The organism is Burkholderia sp. Bp9004, assembly GCF_003858025.1.
Classification (GTDB): domain Bacteria; phylum Pseudomonadota; class Gammaproteobacteria; order Burkholderiales; family Burkholderiaceae; genus Burkholderia; species Burkholderia diffusa.
Map to the genome: position 1 here is coordinate 1 of NZ_QTQD01000001.1, position 15,535 is coordinate 15,535.

The following is a 15,535-nucleotide window of genomic DNA, read 5'->3' on the forward strand; positions in this document are numbered from 1 at the left end:
ACCGACTATGCGCTGTCGTCGTCGGTCTGCACGAACCGCTTCGACAACATCACGCGCTTCATCACCGAGCTGGAAGTGGGCAGCGTGAACGTGCGCGAAGTGCCGGGCTACCGGCTCGAACTGACGCCGTTCGGCGGCGTGAAGGATTCGGGCCTCGGCTACAAGGAAGGCGTGCAGGAGGCGATGAAGAGCTTCACGAACGTGAAGACGTATTCGCTGCCGTGGTGAGCGAGGCGGGGAGGGGCGTACCACGCCCCTCCCGCTGTCAATGGCGTTACTGATAGAAGTTGAGCGTGACCATCGCCGAACGGCCCGGCGCCCACGTCGCGTAGATCGGATACGCACTCGCGTAATACTTCTTGTCGAACAGGTTCTGCACGTTGAGCTGCACGTCCATCGTCTTGTTCACGCGCCACGTCGCGGCCGCGTCAAAACGCGCGTAGCCGGGCGTCCATTTCTTCGTTGTCGCGGATACCGACGCGTAGGTCTGGCTCATCACCGTCGCACCGGCGCCGAGCGTGAGCTTCGGCATCACGTCGTAGCTCGTCCACAGCGTGAAGTTGTGCTTCGGCACCATCACCATCGGCAGGCCCGATGCGCCCGGGCTGCCGGGGCCCGCGTCGGTCGTGATCGCATTCAGGTACGAGTAGCCGCCGAACACGTGCCACTTCCGTGTCAGGTTGCCCGCGAAGCCGAATTCGAAACCGCGCACGCGTTGCTTGCCCGCGTTGACCGTGTGACCAAGGCCGTCGCTGACGCGCGCATTGGTCTTCTCGGTCTGGAATAGGGCCGACGTCAGCGACAGCTGGTCCTGCAGCACGTCCCACTTCGCGCCGATCTCGATGTTGCGCGAGCGCTCGGGTGCGAGGTCCTGGTTCGTCGCGGTGATCTGGTCGGTGCCGCCGCCGAGGCCGCCGTTCGACCCCGGCGGGTTCGACGACGTGCCGTACGACGCATACAGGCTCACGTTGGTCACCGGCTTGAACACGAGGCCGAACTGGTAGCTGAACAGGTTCGACGTGTTCGACAGATCGGCCACGCCGGCCTGCTTGCCGGTCGTGTCGTAGCGGTCGAAGCGCAGCCCGGTGTTGAACTGCCAGCGCTCGGACAGCTTCACGGTATCGAAGATGTACGCGGACACCGTGTCGGTGCGCGTGTTCGTCGTCGGGCCGGGGAAGCTCTTGTCGCCGTTCAGGACGATGCTGCCGGTCCACGGCATGTTCGGGTTCCAGCCGCCTGCGAGCGGCGTGCAGTTGCCGGCCACCGAGCAGGGGCCGCCCGAGCGGATGTTGTGGCCGGCCGAATCCGACACGAGGTAGCCCTCGTAGCGCGCCTGTTCGTGGCTGAACTCGACGCCGGCCGTCATCGTGTGCTTCATGCCGAACAGGCTGGCGCTGCCGGTCACTTCGGTCTGGTTCGAGAAGCCGTTGAGCGCGTACTTGCCGCTCTTCGCCTGCAGCGCGAGCATGTTCGGGTTCGACGCGAGGATCTGCGGATTCGTCGCGACGTAGTCGAGCGTCGAGCGCCCGAACATCGTCGTGTTCTTCAGCTTCCAGTCGTCGTTGATCTTGTGCTCGACGCGCACTTCGGCGGTGTCGGTCTGCCCGTAGCGGTAGTCGCGCGTGTTCAGCCCGAAGAACTGCCCGCGATCGGTCGGCACCGGCGTGCCGCCCGTCGAACGGAACGGCACGCTGAAATCCGGCATGTCGTACGAGTTCATGTGGTAGTAGCTGACCGTGACCGTGGTCGGCGTGTTCAGCCCGAACACGATCGACGGCGCGACGCCCCAGCGCTTGTTGTACACGTCGTTGCGGCCGGCCTGGTTCGCGTCGTGGCCCATCACGTTCAGGCGCACGGCCGTCGTGTCGTTGATCTTGCGGTTCGCGTCGACCGTCGCGCGCTTGTAGCCGTCGGTGCCGAAGCCGATGCTGCTGTTGATGAAGTCGTCGTTCTTCGGCGTCTTCGTGACGATGTCGATGCTGCCGCCCACCGAGCCGCGGCCCGCATAGACCGAATCGGGGCCCTTGATCACGCTGATCTGCTCGACCGCGAAGGTCTCGCGGTTCTGCAGCCCCGAGTCGCGCATCCCGTCGACGAAGATCGAGTTGCGCGATTCGAAGCCGCGGATCACCGGGCGATCGGCCGACGGGTTCGCGGCGGCGTCGCCGCCGAGGAACGTGATGCCCGGCACCGAACGCAGCGCATCCGCGAACGACGTGACGTTCTTTTCCTTGATCAGCTGTTCGGGGATCACCGTGACCGAACGCGGCGTGTCGAGCAGCGGCGCGGTGAACTTGTACGACGGCGAGCGCTTCACCTGCAAGTCCGACAGCGTGGACGACTGGACCGCGATCGTCGGCAGCGTCGCCGACGTATCGGCGGCGGCCGGCTGGGCGGCAGGGGAGGCGGGTGCGGGAGCCGTTTCGGCGGAAGCGAGCAGCGGCGTCAGGAAAACGGAGCAGGTCAGTGCTGACACGAGGGCACGGGGCCTCGTCTTGAACTGGGCAGGCATGGCGAGAGGCAGCGGAAGTATCGGTGATCGGATGCGTCGTCGCGATGCCGGCAGGCAGGCCCGGGACATCGGAAAACGTCAATGTAAATGAAAATGATTCGCGTTAGCGATCGCAATTCTACGAATTATTACGAGATATGTAAACGATCGAATGGTCGTTGTACTGAACCGGTCAGACTTGCGTGGCGGGGCGCGATGGCTTTGCGTGCTGCGCAATACCGCTTTCCACGGGGCGTCCGGCTCGACCCGGCGGCAGAATCGATACACTGCCGTACCGGTTGCACGGGCCCCGGCAATCAGGCCCCGACGAAGGAGACAGGACAGATGGACACTCAACGCGCAGCGGTCGTGACGTACCGCGGCAATGCGATCGAGAACACGCACGTCGCCGATGTGGCGGTGGTGGATGCAGGCGGCAGGTTGCTGTTCCGGCTCGGCGATCCGTTCCGGATGACGCTCGCGCGCTCGGCAGCGAAGCCGGCCCAGGCGCTGTCCGTGATCGAGACGGGCGCGCCCGAGCGGTTCGGCTTCGACGAAGCGGACATCGCGCTGATGTGCGCATCGCACAGCAGCGAGGAGCGGCACATCGCGCGCACGCGGGCGATGCTGGCGAAGGTCGACGCGCAGGAGTCGGATTTGCGGTGCGGCGGCCATGCGCCGTTGTCGGACGCGGTGTACCGGTCATGGATCAAGCGCGACTACACGCCGACCGGCGTGTGCAGCAACTGCTCGGGCAAGCACGTCGGGATGCTGGCCGGCGCGCGGGCGATCGGCGCCGCGATTGCCGACTACCATCTGCCGGCGCATCCGATGCAGATGCGTGTAAAGCAGGTGGTCGCCGATGCGTGCGGCCTGCCCGACGACGAGGTCGACTGGGCGATCGACGGCTGCAACCTGCCGACGCCGGCATTCCCGCTCGACCGCCTCGCGCGTCTTTATGCATCGCTGGCGGACGGTGCGGATAAGGTTGAAGCCGGCGGTGCGGCGACGACCGATCGCGTGCGCGCGCTGGCGCGCATTCATCATGCGATGACGGCCCATCCCGAGCTGGTCGCCGGAGAAGGGCGCTACTGCACGGTGCTGATGGAGGCCTTCGAAGGGCAGGTCGTCGGCAAGCTCGGCGCGGATGCGTGCTACGGGATCGGCGTACGCGCATCGGCGCGCACGCGGGAACTCGGCGCCGACGGCGCGCTCGGCATCTCGGTGAAGATCGAGGACGGCAACATCGACGTGCTGTACATGATGGTCAGCGAACTGCTCGAACGGTTGCGGATCGGCACGGACGCGCAGCGCGCAAGGCTCGCCGCCTTCCACCGGCCGCGGATGCTGAACACGCAGGGCGTCGAGATCGGCCACGCGACATTCCCGTTCGAACTGCAGCCGGCCTGACGGGGGCGGTCGTGCCGATGCCGCGTGCCTGACGTGCGTGCGGCATCGGTGCTGGCTTGTCGGCCAGCGCGACGGCAGCCGCTACGCGCCCGCGTCGCGAATCTTCGTCAGCTCGACCGCCGACAGCTCGCCGATGTGCGCGAGATGCTCCGCGAGGAAGTCCCTCAGCACGCGCAGCTTTGCCGAGCTGCGCCGGTTCGCCAGATACGCGATGTAGATGTAGTCGCCCGTGAGCTTGTTCTGCAGCCGGTAGCGCGGCAGCACGGCTTCGAGCCGGCCGCTCGCGAGCAGGTCGCGCACCAGCCAGATCTCGAATTCGGCGATGCCGAGGCCCGCGCAGGTCGCGTCCAGCAGCAGTTCCGAATGATCGGTGACGAGGTTGCCGGCCGGCAGCACGCTGTGCCGTGCATCGCCGCGCACGAGCTCCCAGCGCGGATCGCCCTCGGGGTGCACGTAGCGCAGGCAGTTGTGATGCTGCAGGTCGTCCGGCGTCGCGGGGCGCCCGCTGCGATCGAGGTAGCCGGGCGTCGCGCACAGGATGCTGTCGTTGCGCGACAGCCGGTGCACGACCAGGTTGTCCAGGTAGTTCTCGCCTTCGTGAATGTCGAGGTCGAAGCCGCCGGCGACGAGGTCGTTGTGGTTGTCGGTGAGCCGCACGTCGAGCTGGATCGTCGGGTAGCGCGCGAGAAACGGTGCGATCAGCGGCGCGAGATGACGGCGACCGAACGCGACCGGTGCGGTGAGCTTCAGCGGGCCGCTCGGCTGTGAATTGAGCTCCGCGACGACGCGCAACGTGTCGTCGAGATCGGCGATCAGCGTGACCGCGCGTTCCAGGTAGATGTGGCCGGCCTCGGTCAGCGTCACGCTGTGCGTCGAGCGATGCAATAGCGCGACGCCGAGGGCGTCCTCGATCGCCGTGATCTTGCGCGCGACCGTCGACGTCGACACGTGCATCTCCTTCGCGACCGCGGAAAAGCTTCCCATTTCGACGACCCGCACGAACGCGCGCATCGCGCCGAGGTGATCGATGCCGGTGTCTCTCGTCATTGTTTTCATTCGTCTCTCGCTGTTGCGTCACACGCAAAACCGCTTTCGATAATACAGAAGCGAGGTTCTTTATGCAAAGGCATAGAATGCGATCCCGTCGCACGGGGAAGCGGTGAACGCAGCCGGTTTCCTGCGACGGCAGAGACAATTCAGGAGGGGCACCATGACGGAAAACGGCTTCCGCGTCGAGGCAGATCTTTTAGGGAAACGAAGCATTCCGGATTCGGCGTACTACGGCGTCCATACGCTGCGCGCGAAGGAGAACTTCAATATTTCGGGGCGCACGATCGCGTCGCTGCCGTACCTCGTCATGGCGCTCGCGGCGGTGAAGGAAGCCGCTGCCGATGCGAACTGCGAGCTCGGGCTGCTGCCGGACGCGTATCGTGACGCGATCGCCGCCGCCTGTGTCGAGATCCGCGAAGGCCGGCTGCACGATCAGTTCGTGGTCGACATCATCCAGGGTGGGGCCGGCACGTCGACCAACATGAACGCCAACGAGGTGATCTGCAACCGCGCGCTCGAAATCATGGGGCATGCACGCGGGCAGTACGAATACCTGCATCCCAACGAGCACGTCAATCTTGCTCAGAGCACGAACGACGTCTATCCGACCGCGATCCGGATCGCGACCTGCTTCGCGGTCGAGCATCTGCTCGACGCGATGGCGCACCTGCGCGACGCGTTCGCGGAGAAGGCCGACGCGTTCTCGGGCCTCCTGAAGCTCGGCCGCACGCAATTGCAGGACGCCGTGCCGATGACGCTCGGCCAGGAATTCTCGACCTACGCGGTGATGGTGACGGAAGACATCGCGCGCCTGCAGGAAGCCGGCTGGCTGATGCGCGAGATCAATCTCGGCGCGACTGCGATCGGCACCGGCATCACCGCGCATCCGCAGTACGCGGAGAAGGCGCTGGCCGCGTTGCGGCGCATCACCGGCCTGGACCTGAGCACCGCCCCGAACCTGATCGAGGCGACGCAGGACTGCGGCGCGTTCGTGCAGATCTCCGGCGTGCTGAAGCGGATCGCGGTCAAGCTGTCGAAGATCTGCAACGACCTGCGGCTGCTGTCGAGCGGCCCGCGCGCGGGGTTCGGCGAAATCAACCTGCCGCCGGTGCAGGCCGGCTCGTCGATCATGCCGGGCAAGGTGAACCCGGTGATTCCGGAAGTCGTGAACCAGGTCGCGTTCGAGGTGTTCGGCAACGACCTGACGGTGACTTTCGCGGCTGAGGCCGGACAGCTCCAGCTCAACGCGTTCGAGCCGGTGATCGCGAGCGCGCTGTTCAACAGCTTCAGCCACCTGACGGCCGCGTGCACGACGCTCGCGGACCGCTGCGTGAGCGGCATCACCGCGAACCCCGAACGGCTGCGCGAAACGATGGAGCGCTCGGTCGCGCTCGCGACCGCGCTGAACCCGTACATCGGCTACAAGCGCGCGACTGCCGTGGCCGCCGAAGCACACGAGAGCGGCAAGTCGATCCGCGAGGTCGTGCTGGATCACCAGCTGATGACCGCCGCACAACTGGACGAAGCGTTGCAGCCCGAAGCGCTGATCCGCCCGCGCACGTACTGATTCCGGCCGTGCGGCGCCGGCGCAAGCCGCCGGCGGGCCGCGCGCGGCCGTTCCCGCAGCGTCCTGCCGACGGGCGCGACACATCAACACACATCAAGAAACGGAGACATACCATGAAGCAAGCCAGCGAGCGCCCGGTCGACCCGGCCGGCGGCGCCGATCCCCGTCATGCCGACCGCGATGCGATGTTCGCGTCCCACGAGTCCGGCTACGAGCAGAAGTTGAAGCCGCGACACGTGCAGATGATCGCGATGGGCGGTGCGATCGGCACCGGCCTCTTTCTCGGCGCGGGCGGCCGCCTGCAGAGTGCGGGGCCCGCGCTCGCGGTCGTGTATCTCGTGTGCGGCGTGTTCGCGTTCCTGATCATGCGCGCGCTCGGCGAGCTCGTGATGCACCGGCCGACCAGCGGCTCGTTCGTGTCGTACGCGCGGGAGTTCATGGGCGAGCGCGCGTCGTTCGTCGCGGGCTGGATGTACTACCTGAACTGGGCGACCACCGGCATCGTCGACATCACCGCGGTCGCGATCTACATGAAGTACTGGGCCGTGTTCACCGACGTGCCGCAATGGGTGTTCGCGCTCGGCGCGCTGGGGATCGTGTCGGTGATGAACATGATCGGCGTGAAGGTGTTCGGCGAGATGGAGTTCTGGTTCTCGATCGTCAAGGTCGGGACGCTCGCGCTGTTCCTCGCGATCGGCGCCGTGTTTCTCGCGAGCGGTCATCCGGTCGCCGGGCAGATGCCGGGGCTGCACCTGATCGCGGACCACGGCGGGATCTTTCCGCATGGCATCTTGCCGGCCGTGCTGATCGTGCAGGGCGTCGTGTTCGCGTATGCGAGCATCGAGCTCGTCGGCGTCGCGGCGGGCGAGACCGCCGATGCGCGCAAGGTGCTGCCGAAGGCGATCAACAGTGTGATGTGGCGCATCGCGCTGTTCTACGTCGGCTCGGTCGTGCTGCTGACGATGCTGCTGCCGTGGACCGCCTACAGCGCGCACGAGAGCCCGTTCGTCACGTTCTTCAGCAAGCTCGGCGTGCCGTACGTCGGCACGGTGATGAACGTCGTGGTGTTGACCGCCGCGCTGTCGAGCCTGAACTCCGGCCTCTATTCGACCGGGCGCGTGCTGCGTTCGCTGGCAATGGGCGGCTCGGCGCCGCGCTTCGTGTCGCGGATGAACGCGCGCGGCGTGCCGTACGGCGGGATCCTCGTCACGGTCGCGGTCAATGCGATCGGCGTGCCGCTGAACTACATCGTGCCGGCGCAGGCGTTCGAGATCGTGCTGAACATGGCGTCGCTCGGGATCATCACGACCTGGGGCTTCATCGTGATGTGCCAGATCCTGTTCCGCCGCGCGGTCAATCGCGGCGAGCTGAGCCCCGTGTCGTTCCGGATGCCCGGCGCGCCGTTCACGTCGTGGCTCACGCTCGGGTTCCTGGTCAGCGTGCTGGTGCTGATGGCGTTCGATTACCCGGGCGGCACGTGGACCGTCGGGATGATCCCGCTCGTCGTGCTCGCGCTCGTGGTCGGCTGGAAGCTGGCGAAGCGCGGGGCCGCGCGGGAAGCGGCGGCTGCCAATGTCGCCGGCGCGCCGCTCGGCGTTGATCCGGCGAGCAACGTCTGACGATACGCACGGGCGGGTCGACCGCCCGTGCGCTCAGTTCAATCCGGTGCGTGCGCCGACCCAGCGGCCGAAGTCGCCGGCCATCTCCGCCGTGAGTTCGTGGCCGGCGTCGTAGAGGCGCGTGTCGTGCGCGACGCCGAGCGCCGTCAGCTTCGCGTCGGCGGTTTCGGCCCACGTGACCGGCAGCTTGTCGTCGAAGCGGCCGTGCATCACCAGCGCGTGGAGCGCGCTCAACGCATCGCGCGATGCGATCAGCGGATCGATCTCCGGCAGGATGCGGCCGCACAGCACCGCGAACGCCGCGACGTCGGCCGGCGACGTGAGCGCGACGCTCGCGCTCATGATGCCGCCCTGGCTGAAGCCGGCGATCACGGTGGGCAGTGCGGCGTGTTCGTTGTCGGTGCCCCGGGCGCGCAACGCGCGCAGCAGCGCGATCAGCTGGACACGGCTCGCATCCGCGCGGGCCGCATCGATTTCCGGGCCGTTCGGGCCGAAGCGCACCGGAAACCACGCGTGCTGGCCGGGGCCGAACGTCAGCGGGCCGCGTACGAACGCGATTTCGATGCGCGGGTCGATCGTGCCGGACAGGTTCAGCAGGTTGGTTTCGTTCCCGCCGACGCCATGCAGCAGCAACAGGCGGCCCGCCGGGCGGCCGGCGGCCGGGCGCAGCAGGTACTGGAGGCCGGATTCGGAGTCGGTGGTCAGCGGCAGGACGTCGGTCATTGCAAGGGTCCGGTGGGGAAGTGATCCTCTAGTCTAGAGCGCGCGGGAGGGAAGGTGAATCGCGCGGATGGCGATTGATTGTTTCCTGGCTGGAATGAATCGGCTGCCATTCACCCGTGTCGACGCGGCGCGCGAATCCGGCCGCGCAGCAGAAGGTGCATAACCGATTCGATTCGCAGATAATGCGCAAACGTTTTACCGGTATTCAACCGGATTGAATTACGGATCGCAAATAAAAGAATGAATATCCGGATTCGATTTATCGAGGCCGCCAGGCAGGCCCGTCTGGCCGTCAAGGCCAGAGGTTAACGGCCGATTCGAGAAAAACTTTAGGATTTTCTCGTCGCAATTGATCATTGCGATTTCCTCAACGACCGATTGATTTTCAGTCATCGGACGGTCATACACCATCCCCGATAATTCGGCGCTCACATTCTTTCAATAGACAAAAGAGCGATCGAAGCCGGATCGCTGCGGGGAGCTGTACTCATGACCATTCGTCATCGCATTACGCTGCTAGTCGTCCTGACGTTTTTTGCGCTGTCCGCGATCGGCGTGTACGCCGTGTACCAGACACGCAAGAGCGCGTCCGAGGTGCGTCAGGTTACCCAGGGAATCGTGCCGAGCGCGCTCGCGTCGGCGGATCTCGTCGCCGACGTGAAGAACATCCAGATCGCGACGATGACGCTGGTGTATGCGCCCGACGCGAACACCGCCACGCAGGCGGGCGACGAGCTGAAGGCGAAGCAGGCCGCGCTGCGCGCGGCGCTCGACGCACAGGCGAAATCGGCGGTCGGGCAGGCGCAGCAAGGGCTCGTCGAGCAGGCCAAGGACAGCGCGGCGAACTACTTCGCGGCGATCGGCGATACCGTGAAGATGAAAGCCGACGGCAAGCCCGAGATGGCGCAGGCGTACCTGTTCGCGAACGTCGCGCAGTATCGCGACGAGCTCGAGAGCATCGTCGACACGCTTCGCGTCGAGAAGAACCGCCAGAAGGACGACGCGATCCGCGCGCTGAACGGCATGCTGTCGACGACCGCGACCGCGATCGCGGGCGTCGCGGGCACGGTGGTCGTGCTGCTGACCGCGCTCGGCTTCGTGCTGTATCGCCAGATCACGCGCCCGCTGATCGGGATGCAGACGGCGATGAGCGAGATCGCGACGAGCCAGGACTTCACGCGCCGCGTGCCGGTGGGCCGGATGGACGAGATTGGGCATTCGATCGTCGCGTTCAACGGGATGATCGAGAAGATCCAGGAGAACGCCGCGCAACTGAAGCAGAAGACGGCCGACATCCAGGCGATGCTGCAGAACATGCAGCAAGGGATCCTGACCGTCGTCGAAGGCGGCGTCGTGCATGCGGAGTATTCGGCTTACCTCGAGACCATCTTCGAGACGAGCGACATCGCCGGCCGCGACCTGATGGCGCTCGTATTCGACGATTCGAGCATCGGCTCGGACGCGCGTTCGCAGGTCGACGCGGCCGTGCATGCGTGCCTCGGCGAGGACAGCATGAACTTCGCGTTCAACGAGCACCTGCTCGTCAACGAAGTCGCGAAGCGGATGCCGGACGGCCGCGAGAAATGGCTCGACCTGAGCTGGTCGGCGATCACCGACGAGACCGACACGGTCGTGCGGCTGATGCTGTGCGTGCGCGACGTGACCGAGATCCGCGAGCTGACCGCGCAGGCCGGCGAGCAGCAGCGCCGGCTCGAGATGATCGGCGAGATCCTGTCGATCAGCCAGGACAAGTTCCACGACTTCGTGCACAGCGCGAAGGGTTTCCTCAGCGAGAACGAGCGGATGATCCGCCAGCACGAACGCGCGGATCACTCGATCGTCGCCGCGCTGTTCCGCAACATGCACACGATCAAGGGCAATGCGCGCACGTACAGCCTGCAGCACCTGACCAACATCGTGCATGAGGCGGAGCAGGCGTACGAATCGCTGCGCCACGCGGACGGCGGCCCCGAGTGGAACCGTGATGCGCTGATGGACGATCTGGCCCGCGTGCGCGAGGCGGTCGAGCACTACGCGACGATCAACGCGGTCACGCTCGGCCGCCAGGGCGAAGCGGCGCAGCACGGCGGTGCCGACTACCTGATGGTCGAGCGCGCGCACATCAGCGAGAGCCTGCGCATGCTCGACGGCGCCGATCCGGCGAACGCAAGCGACTGGCGCGCGGCGCGCGATTCGGTGCGCCGCCTGCTGAGCCAGTTCGGCACGCAGGGCATCGGCGATGCGCTGGGCGGCGTGATCGAATCGCTGCCGTCGCTCGCGGCCGAACTCGGCAAGCCGGCGCCCGTCGTGCATATCGACAGCAACGGCCACCGCGTGCGCAGTGAGATCGGCGCGACGCTGAAGAACGTGTTCATGCATCTGCTGCGCAACGCGATCGACCACGGGATCGAAACGTCGGAAGAGCGGCGCGCCGCCGGCAAGGCGCCGGCCGGCAAGATCGACATCGCGGTCGATGTCGAGAATGACACGTTGCGTTTCGTGCTCGGGGACGACGGCCGCGGCCTCGCGCTCGACCGGATTCGCGGGATCGCGCGCGAGCGCGGCTGGATCGACGCCGGCGCCGAAGCCGCGCTGACCGATGAGGCGGTGGCGGAGCTGATCTTCCGTCCGGGGTTCTCGACCGCGCGTGCGGTGACCGAAGTGTCGGGGCGCGGCGTCGGGATGGACGCGGTGCGCAACTTCCTGAAGCGCGACGGCGGCGACATTGCGCTGCGCTTCACCGACGATCGCACGGGCTCGCCGTATCGCGCGTTCGAGACGATCGTGTCGCTGCCGGCGCGTTTTGCGGCGGACGGTGGTGCGGTGCAGGACGTGGGGCAGCCGGCCCGCGCCGGCATCGCGAACGTCGACGCAACGGAGTGATCGTGCAAGCGTGGATGATTCCGGTCGGCGCCGCGCTGGCGGGCGGCGTGGCCGCCGCGGCGATCGCCGCGATCGTGGGCCGCATTGCGCGCGCGCGGCTCGTTGCGGCGATGACGCGCGAAGCGGACGCATTGCGCGATGCGCTCGGCGCAGCCGACGCGCGTGCCGTTGAAGCACTTGCGGCGCATGCCGAGGCGGCCGACGCATGGGCACGCCGCGAGGCGGAGCTCGAGCAAACGCTGGCGCGCGAGGCGGCCGGCGCCGGCGAGCAGCGCGACGCGCTGCAGGCGCTCGCGGCCGAGCGCGCCGCGCTGTCGCAGCATGCGACGAAGCTCGCCGACGAAGCCGCGCGACTGCGCGGGCTGGCCGGCACGTTCGAGCGCTGGCACGAGCAGATGATCTCGCTGACCACGCAGAACCAGGACATGCGGGCGAAGAACCAGGAGCTGTCGTCGATCGTCGCGCACGTGTCGATCGTGTCGCTGAACGCGTCGATCGAGGCCGCGCGCGCCGGCGCGGCAGGGCGCGGCTTCTCGATCGTGGCGAGCGAGGTGCGCGGGCTCGCCGCGCGTTCGCAGCAACTGTCGAACAGCTATCGCGACAGCCTGAATCGCAACGATCTCGTGACGGCCGCGACGTTCCAGGACATCCAGGCCGGCGGCAAGATGATCACGGCCGCGCTCGCGACGCTCGAGACGCTGGCCGGGCAGTTGCACGCGCGTCTGGAAGGAGCGGCGGCGTGATCAGTGCGCAGGCCCAGGCCGGCTTCGAACGGATCTTCTTCGACGCGGCGCGCACGCGGCTCGCGTCCGGCGGTGCGTGCGAGATCCGGCCGGCCGCCGGCGATGCGCACGACGCGTCGCACGATCCGTCACGCGCGAGGTCGCGGGCGACGCCGAAGCTCGCCGAACACGTCGCCGTACTGACGATCTCGGCGCTGCACTTCCGGCTGCTGCTCGCGCTGCGCTTTCGCGACGACGATCCGACGCGCCGCCATTTCGCCGCGGCAGCGTCGGGCGCGAGCACGCAGCGGCCGCTGACCGAAGCGTTCATGGAAGTCGCGAACCTGTGCTGCGGCGCGATCAACCAGGCGCTGACCGCACCGTTCCCCGATCTCGGGATGTCGACGCCTTACCTGCTGAGCGGCGCGAGCGTCGATTACCTGCCGGCGCTGAACCCCGATCACGTGGCCGCCTACGACGTGACGCTCGACGGCGACGTGCGGATCGGCGCGACGCTGTGCGTGTGCGCGAACGCGCCGGTCGATTTCCACTTGCCGGACGCGGCGAGCGTGGACACGGGCGGCGAGCTCGAACTGTTTTGACCGATTCAGAGGATTTCGCGAGATGACCGTAGACCAACCCGTCAGCAAGGTGCTCGTGCTCGACGACAGCCGCGCGCATGCGGCGACGATCAAGCGCTTCTGCGACGAGCACAACCTGGTCGGCCTGACCGTGCGGCGCAACCGGCTGCTCAAGGTGCTGCGCTCGAACATCGATCTCGGCGCGATCCTGCTCGCCGAGGACTACGGCGGCTCGCCGGCCGAGAGCGCGATCATCGCGACACAGATCGACGCGCTGCGGCCCGAGCTGCCGATCATCCTGCGTCGCGTGTCGGATGCAGCGGACGCATCGCGCGACGGGCTGCCCGATGCGCTCGCGCGCGTCGCGTGCGCGGCCTACGCCGCAGACGACCTGTCACCGCTCAAGCGCGCGATCGACGAATACCTGTTCGGACGCGACTACCCGAATGCGCTCGTGCGCGGCATCGCGGAGATCACGGAGGCGCGGCTCGACAGCCTGTTCCCGGGCATGACGATCGAGTGCGACAGGCCGTGCATCGTGCGCGACCAGATCATCTTCGGCGAGGTGTTCAGCCTGATCGCGCTGGAAAGCGCGTGGTGCCGCGGCTACATGCTGCTGCAGACGAGCGAGCAGCCGCTGCTCGACATGATCGGCGGCACTCGCGACGACGGCCGGGCACCCGATTTCCGCGACGTGAACAGCATGCTCGGTGAGTTGACCAATCTCGTGTGGGGCGCGTTCAAGAACCGCTATCTCGGCGATGCGGAGGCGCTCGCGCGCCATCCGGTGCAGGTGCCGCTCGTCGTCAATCACAAGCAGAAGTTCATCTCGTTCGGCGGCGACTGTCCGCAACTCTGCTTCAAGTATCGGATGACCGATCCCGCCTCGGGGCGGTCGGTGCGGCTCGACCAGCGCTTCGTGTTCAGCCTGAGCTGGTCGCCGGAGGACTTCCGCGAATTGGTGCAGGACGTCGGGCCGATGGTCGAATCGGGCGAACTCGAACTGTTTTGAATATCGACTGTTGAAGTCGGCAACAACGAAAGGAAAGACGATGGCAAAGATTCTGGTGGTCGACGATTCGGGCACGGTGCGCGACGAAGTCGCGGGTTTCCTGCGCAATCACGGGCTCGACGTCGCGACGGCGGTGGATGGCAAGGACGGGCTTGCGAAGCTCAAGGCGACGCCCGGCGTGCGCCTCGTGATCAGCGACGTGAACATGCCGAACATGGACGGCCTGACGATGGTCGAGAAGATCCGCGGCGAACTGGCGAACGCGTCGGTCAACATCGTGATGCTGACGACCGAAAGCAGTCCGGCGATGAAGGAGCGGGGCAAGGCCGCCGGCGTGAAGGGCTGGATCGTGAAGCCGTTCAAGGGCGACGCGGTGCTCGACGCGCTGAAGAAGCTCGCGGGCTGAGCGCGCACGCGGGCGATGCGTCACCGCTAAGCGGCAATCAACGCGCAGCCGGCGCGGCCTATGCTTCGCGGTGAGGCGGCGTGCGAGCCGGCTTCGCCGCCCGGCCGGGCGGCTCCGCTGGACGCCGCGCGCAATGTGGAGGACGATTCGTGATCATGTCGATCGCGAATCCGGGTGTGTGCCGCCCGTGCTACCGGTTCGCGCTCGATCGAACCCCGTCGAGCGGAGCATCATGGAATCCCGTCACGAAACACCCGAGCCGATCCTGTTGCGCGACGTGCGCGACGGCGTCGTCACGCTGCGGCTGAACCGGCCGCAACAGTTCAACGCGTTGTCGGAGGCGATGCTGGCGAGCCTGCAGGACGCGTTCGATTCGCTGGCTGCCGATCCGCACGTGCGTTGCGTCGTGCTCGCCGCAGAGGGCAAGGCGTTCTGCGCGGGCCACGACCTGCGGCAGATGCGCGCCAGGCCCGAACTCGATTACTACCGCGCGCTGTTCGCGCAATGCAGCCGCGTGATGCTCGCGATGCGCGCACTGCCGGTGCCGGTGATCGCACGCGTACAGGGCATCGCGACGGCCGCCGGCTGCCAGCTCGTCGCCGCGTGCGATCTCGCCGTCGCAGCCGACACCGCGCGCTTCGCGGTATCCGGAATCAACGTGGGGCTGTTCTGTTCGACGCCTGCCGTCGCATTGAGCCGCAACGTGTCGGCGAAGCGCGCGTTCGACATGCTCGTCACCGGGCGTTTCGTCGATGCGGCGACGGCTGCTGCCTGGGGGCTCGTCAACGAGGCCGTGCCCGAGGACGCGCTCGACGCGGCCGTCGCGCGCAAGGTCGCGGAGATCGTCAAGAAGAGCCCGGCGGCCGTGCGTTACGGCAAGCAGATGTTCTACCGGCAGCGCGAACTGCCGCTCGACGACGCGTACGCGTTTGCGGGCGACGTGATGGCGCGCAACATGATGGAAGAGGACGCCGGCGAGGGGATCGATGCGTTCCTGGAGAAGCGCGAGCCGGTGTGGCGTTCGTAGGCGCACGCCCCGGATGTGCATGTCGAGCGGCGCGCAAGAGCCGT

General features: G+C 66.9%; 14 protein-coding genes. 10 read left to right on the top strand and 4 right to left on the bottom strand.

The features are described 5' to 3' along the window. A partial coding sequence (locus tag DIE08_RS00005) for an aldehyde dehydrogenase family protein (RefSeq protein ID WP_124900520.1) occupies positions 1-228 on the top strand: 228 nt, incomplete at its 5' end. A 46-nt stretch (positions 229-274) separates the two neighbouring features. Here DIE08_RS00005 and DIE08_RS00010 read toward each other — a convergent pair. Next, positions 275-2,512 (bottom strand): TonB-dependent siderophore receptor, encoded by a 2,238-nt coding sequence (locus DIE08_RS00010; RefSeq protein ID WP_124900522.1) that lies wholly within the window; start codon positions 2,510-2,512, stop codon positions 275-277. Between the two features lie 324 nt (positions 2,513-2,836). Here DIE08_RS00010 and DIE08_RS00015 point away from each other — a divergent pair, with 324 nt between their 5' ends. After that, positions 2,837-3,901: an asparaginase gene (locus DIE08_RS00015; RefSeq protein WP_124900524.1), complete on the top strand. Its 1,065-nt coding sequence runs from the start codon at positions 2,837-2,839 to the stop codon at positions 3,899-3,901. Positions 3,902-3,982: 81 nt separating this feature from the next. On the opposite strand, the gene DIE08_RS00020 is transcribed toward DIE08_RS00015, so the two are convergent. Continuing rightward, positions 3,983-4,957 carry a LysR family transcriptional regulator gene (locus DIE08_RS00020; protein ID WP_059607773.1) on the bottom strand — a complete coding sequence of 325 codons (975 nt, stop codon included), beginning with the start codon at positions 4,955-4,957 and terminating at the stop codon, positions 3,983-3,985. Between the two features lie 154 nt (positions 4,958-5,111). On the opposite strand from DIE08_RS00020, the gene aspA reads away from it, so the two are divergent. Both aspA and DIE08_RS00030 read left to right on the top strand, forming a co-directional pair. Then, on the top strand, positions 5,112-6,518 hold the full coding sequence (gene aspA, locus DIE08_RS00025) for an aspartate ammonia-lyase (protein ID WP_124900526.1): 1,407 nt from the start codon (positions 5,112-5,114) through the stop codon (positions 6,516-6,518). Between the two features lie 113 nt (positions 6,519-6,631). Continuing rightward, entirely contained in the window at positions 6,632-8,137 is a 1,506-nt protein-coding gene (locus DIE08_RS00030) for an amino acid permease (RefSeq protein WP_124900528.1), read from the top strand. A 33-nt stretch (positions 8,138-8,170) separates the two neighbouring features. On the opposite strand, the gene DIE08_RS00035 is transcribed toward DIE08_RS00030, so the two are convergent. After that, entirely contained in the window at positions 8,171-8,860 is a 690-nt protein-coding gene (locus tag DIE08_RS00035) for an alpha/beta hydrolase (protein ID WP_124900530.1), read from the bottom strand. Positions 8,861-9,079: 219 nt separating this feature from the next. Beyond that, positions 9,080-9,292, bottom strand: a complete 213-nt coding sequence (locus DIE08_RS00040) for a hypothetical protein (RefSeq protein WP_124900532.1) — start codon at positions 9,290-9,292, stop codon at positions 9,080-9,082. A gap of 57 nt (positions 9,293-9,349) precedes the next feature. On the opposite strand from DIE08_RS00040, the gene DIE08_RS00045 reads away from it, so the two are divergent. From DIE08_RS00045 to DIE08_RS00070, 6 genes are all read left to right on the top strand, one after another. Further along, complete coding sequence (locus DIE08_RS00045) at positions 9,350-11,743, top strand: MCP four helix bundle domain-containing protein (protein WP_124900534.1); 2,394 nt, start codon at positions 9,350-9,352, stop codon at positions 11,741-11,743. A 2-nt stretch (positions 11,744-11,745) separates the two neighbouring features. Next, a complete protein-coding gene (locus DIE08_RS00050; RefSeq protein ID WP_124900536.1) occupies positions 11,746-12,486 on the top strand; it encodes a methyl-accepting chemotaxis protein in 741 nt (246 codons plus the stop codon). Continuing rightward, positions 12,483-13,067, top strand: coding sequence for a hypothetical protein (locus tag DIE08_RS00055; protein ID WP_124900538.1), 585 nt, complete (start codon positions 12,483-12,485; stop codon positions 13,065-13,067). Before DIE08_RS00050 ends, DIE08_RS00055 begins: the two co-directional genes overlap by 4 nt. Positions 13,068-13,089: 22 nt before the next feature. Beyond that, positions 13,090-14,058 carry a chemotaxis protein CheX gene (locus DIE08_RS00060; RefSeq protein WP_124900540.1) on the top strand — a complete coding sequence of 323 codons (969 nt, stop codon included), beginning with the start codon at positions 13,090-13,092 and terminating at the stop codon, positions 14,056-14,058. A 40-nt stretch (positions 14,059-14,098) separates the two neighbouring features. Further along, on the top strand, positions 14,099-14,464 hold the full coding sequence (locus DIE08_RS00065; protein ID WP_006759394.1) for a response regulator: 366 nt from the start codon (positions 14,099-14,101) through the stop codon (positions 14,462-14,464). Positions 14,465-14,696: 232 nt separating this feature from the next. Further along, complete coding sequence (locus DIE08_RS00070) at positions 14,697-15,491, top strand: enoyl-CoA hydratase (protein WP_124900542.1); 795 nt, start codon at positions 14,697-14,699, stop codon at positions 15,489-15,491. Positions 15,492-15,535 lie beyond the last annotated feature (44 nt).

Excerpts from the sequence above, each read along its gene's own strand:
- DIE08_RS00010 (WP_124900522.1), bottom strand. The coding sequence starts at position 2,512 with ATGCCTGCCCAGTTCAAGACGAGGCCCCGTGCCCTCGTGTCAGCACTG.
- DIE08_RS00035 (WP_124900530.1), bottom strand. The coding sequence starts at position 8,860 with ATGACCGACGTCCTGCCGCTGACCACCGACTCCGAATCCGGCCTCCAG.
- DIE08_RS00070 (WP_124900542.1), top strand. The coding sequence starts at position 14,697 with ATGGAATCCCGTCACGAAACACCCGAGCCGATCCTGTTGCGCGACGTG.
- DIE08_RS00060 (WP_124900540.1), top strand. The coding sequence starts at position 13,090 with ATGACCGTAGACCAACCCGTCAGCAAGGTGCTCGTGCTCGACGACAGC.
- aspA (WP_124900526.1), top strand. The coding sequence starts at position 5,112 with ATGACGGAAAACGGCTTCCGCGTCGAGGCAGATCTTTTAGGGAAACGA.
- DIE08_RS00020 (WP_059607773.1), bottom strand. The coding sequence starts at position 4,957 with ATGAAAACAATGACGAGAGACACCGGCATCGATCACCTCGGCGCGATG.
- DIE08_RS00045 (WP_124900534.1), top strand. The coding sequence starts at position 9,350 with ATGACCATTCGTCATCGCATTACGCTGCTAGTCGTCCTGACGTTTTTT.
- DIE08_RS00015 (WP_124900524.1), top strand. The coding sequence starts at position 2,837 with ATGGACACTCAACGCGCAGCGGTCGTGACGTACCGCGGCAATGCGATC.
- DIE08_RS00030 (WP_124900528.1), top strand. The coding sequence starts at position 6,632 with ATGAAGCAAGCCAGCGAGCGCCCGGTCGACCCGGCCGGCGGCGCCGAT.
- DIE08_RS00065 (WP_006759394.1), top strand. The coding sequence starts at position 14,099 with ATGGCAAAGATTCTGGTGGTCGACGATTCGGGCACGGTGCGCGACGAA.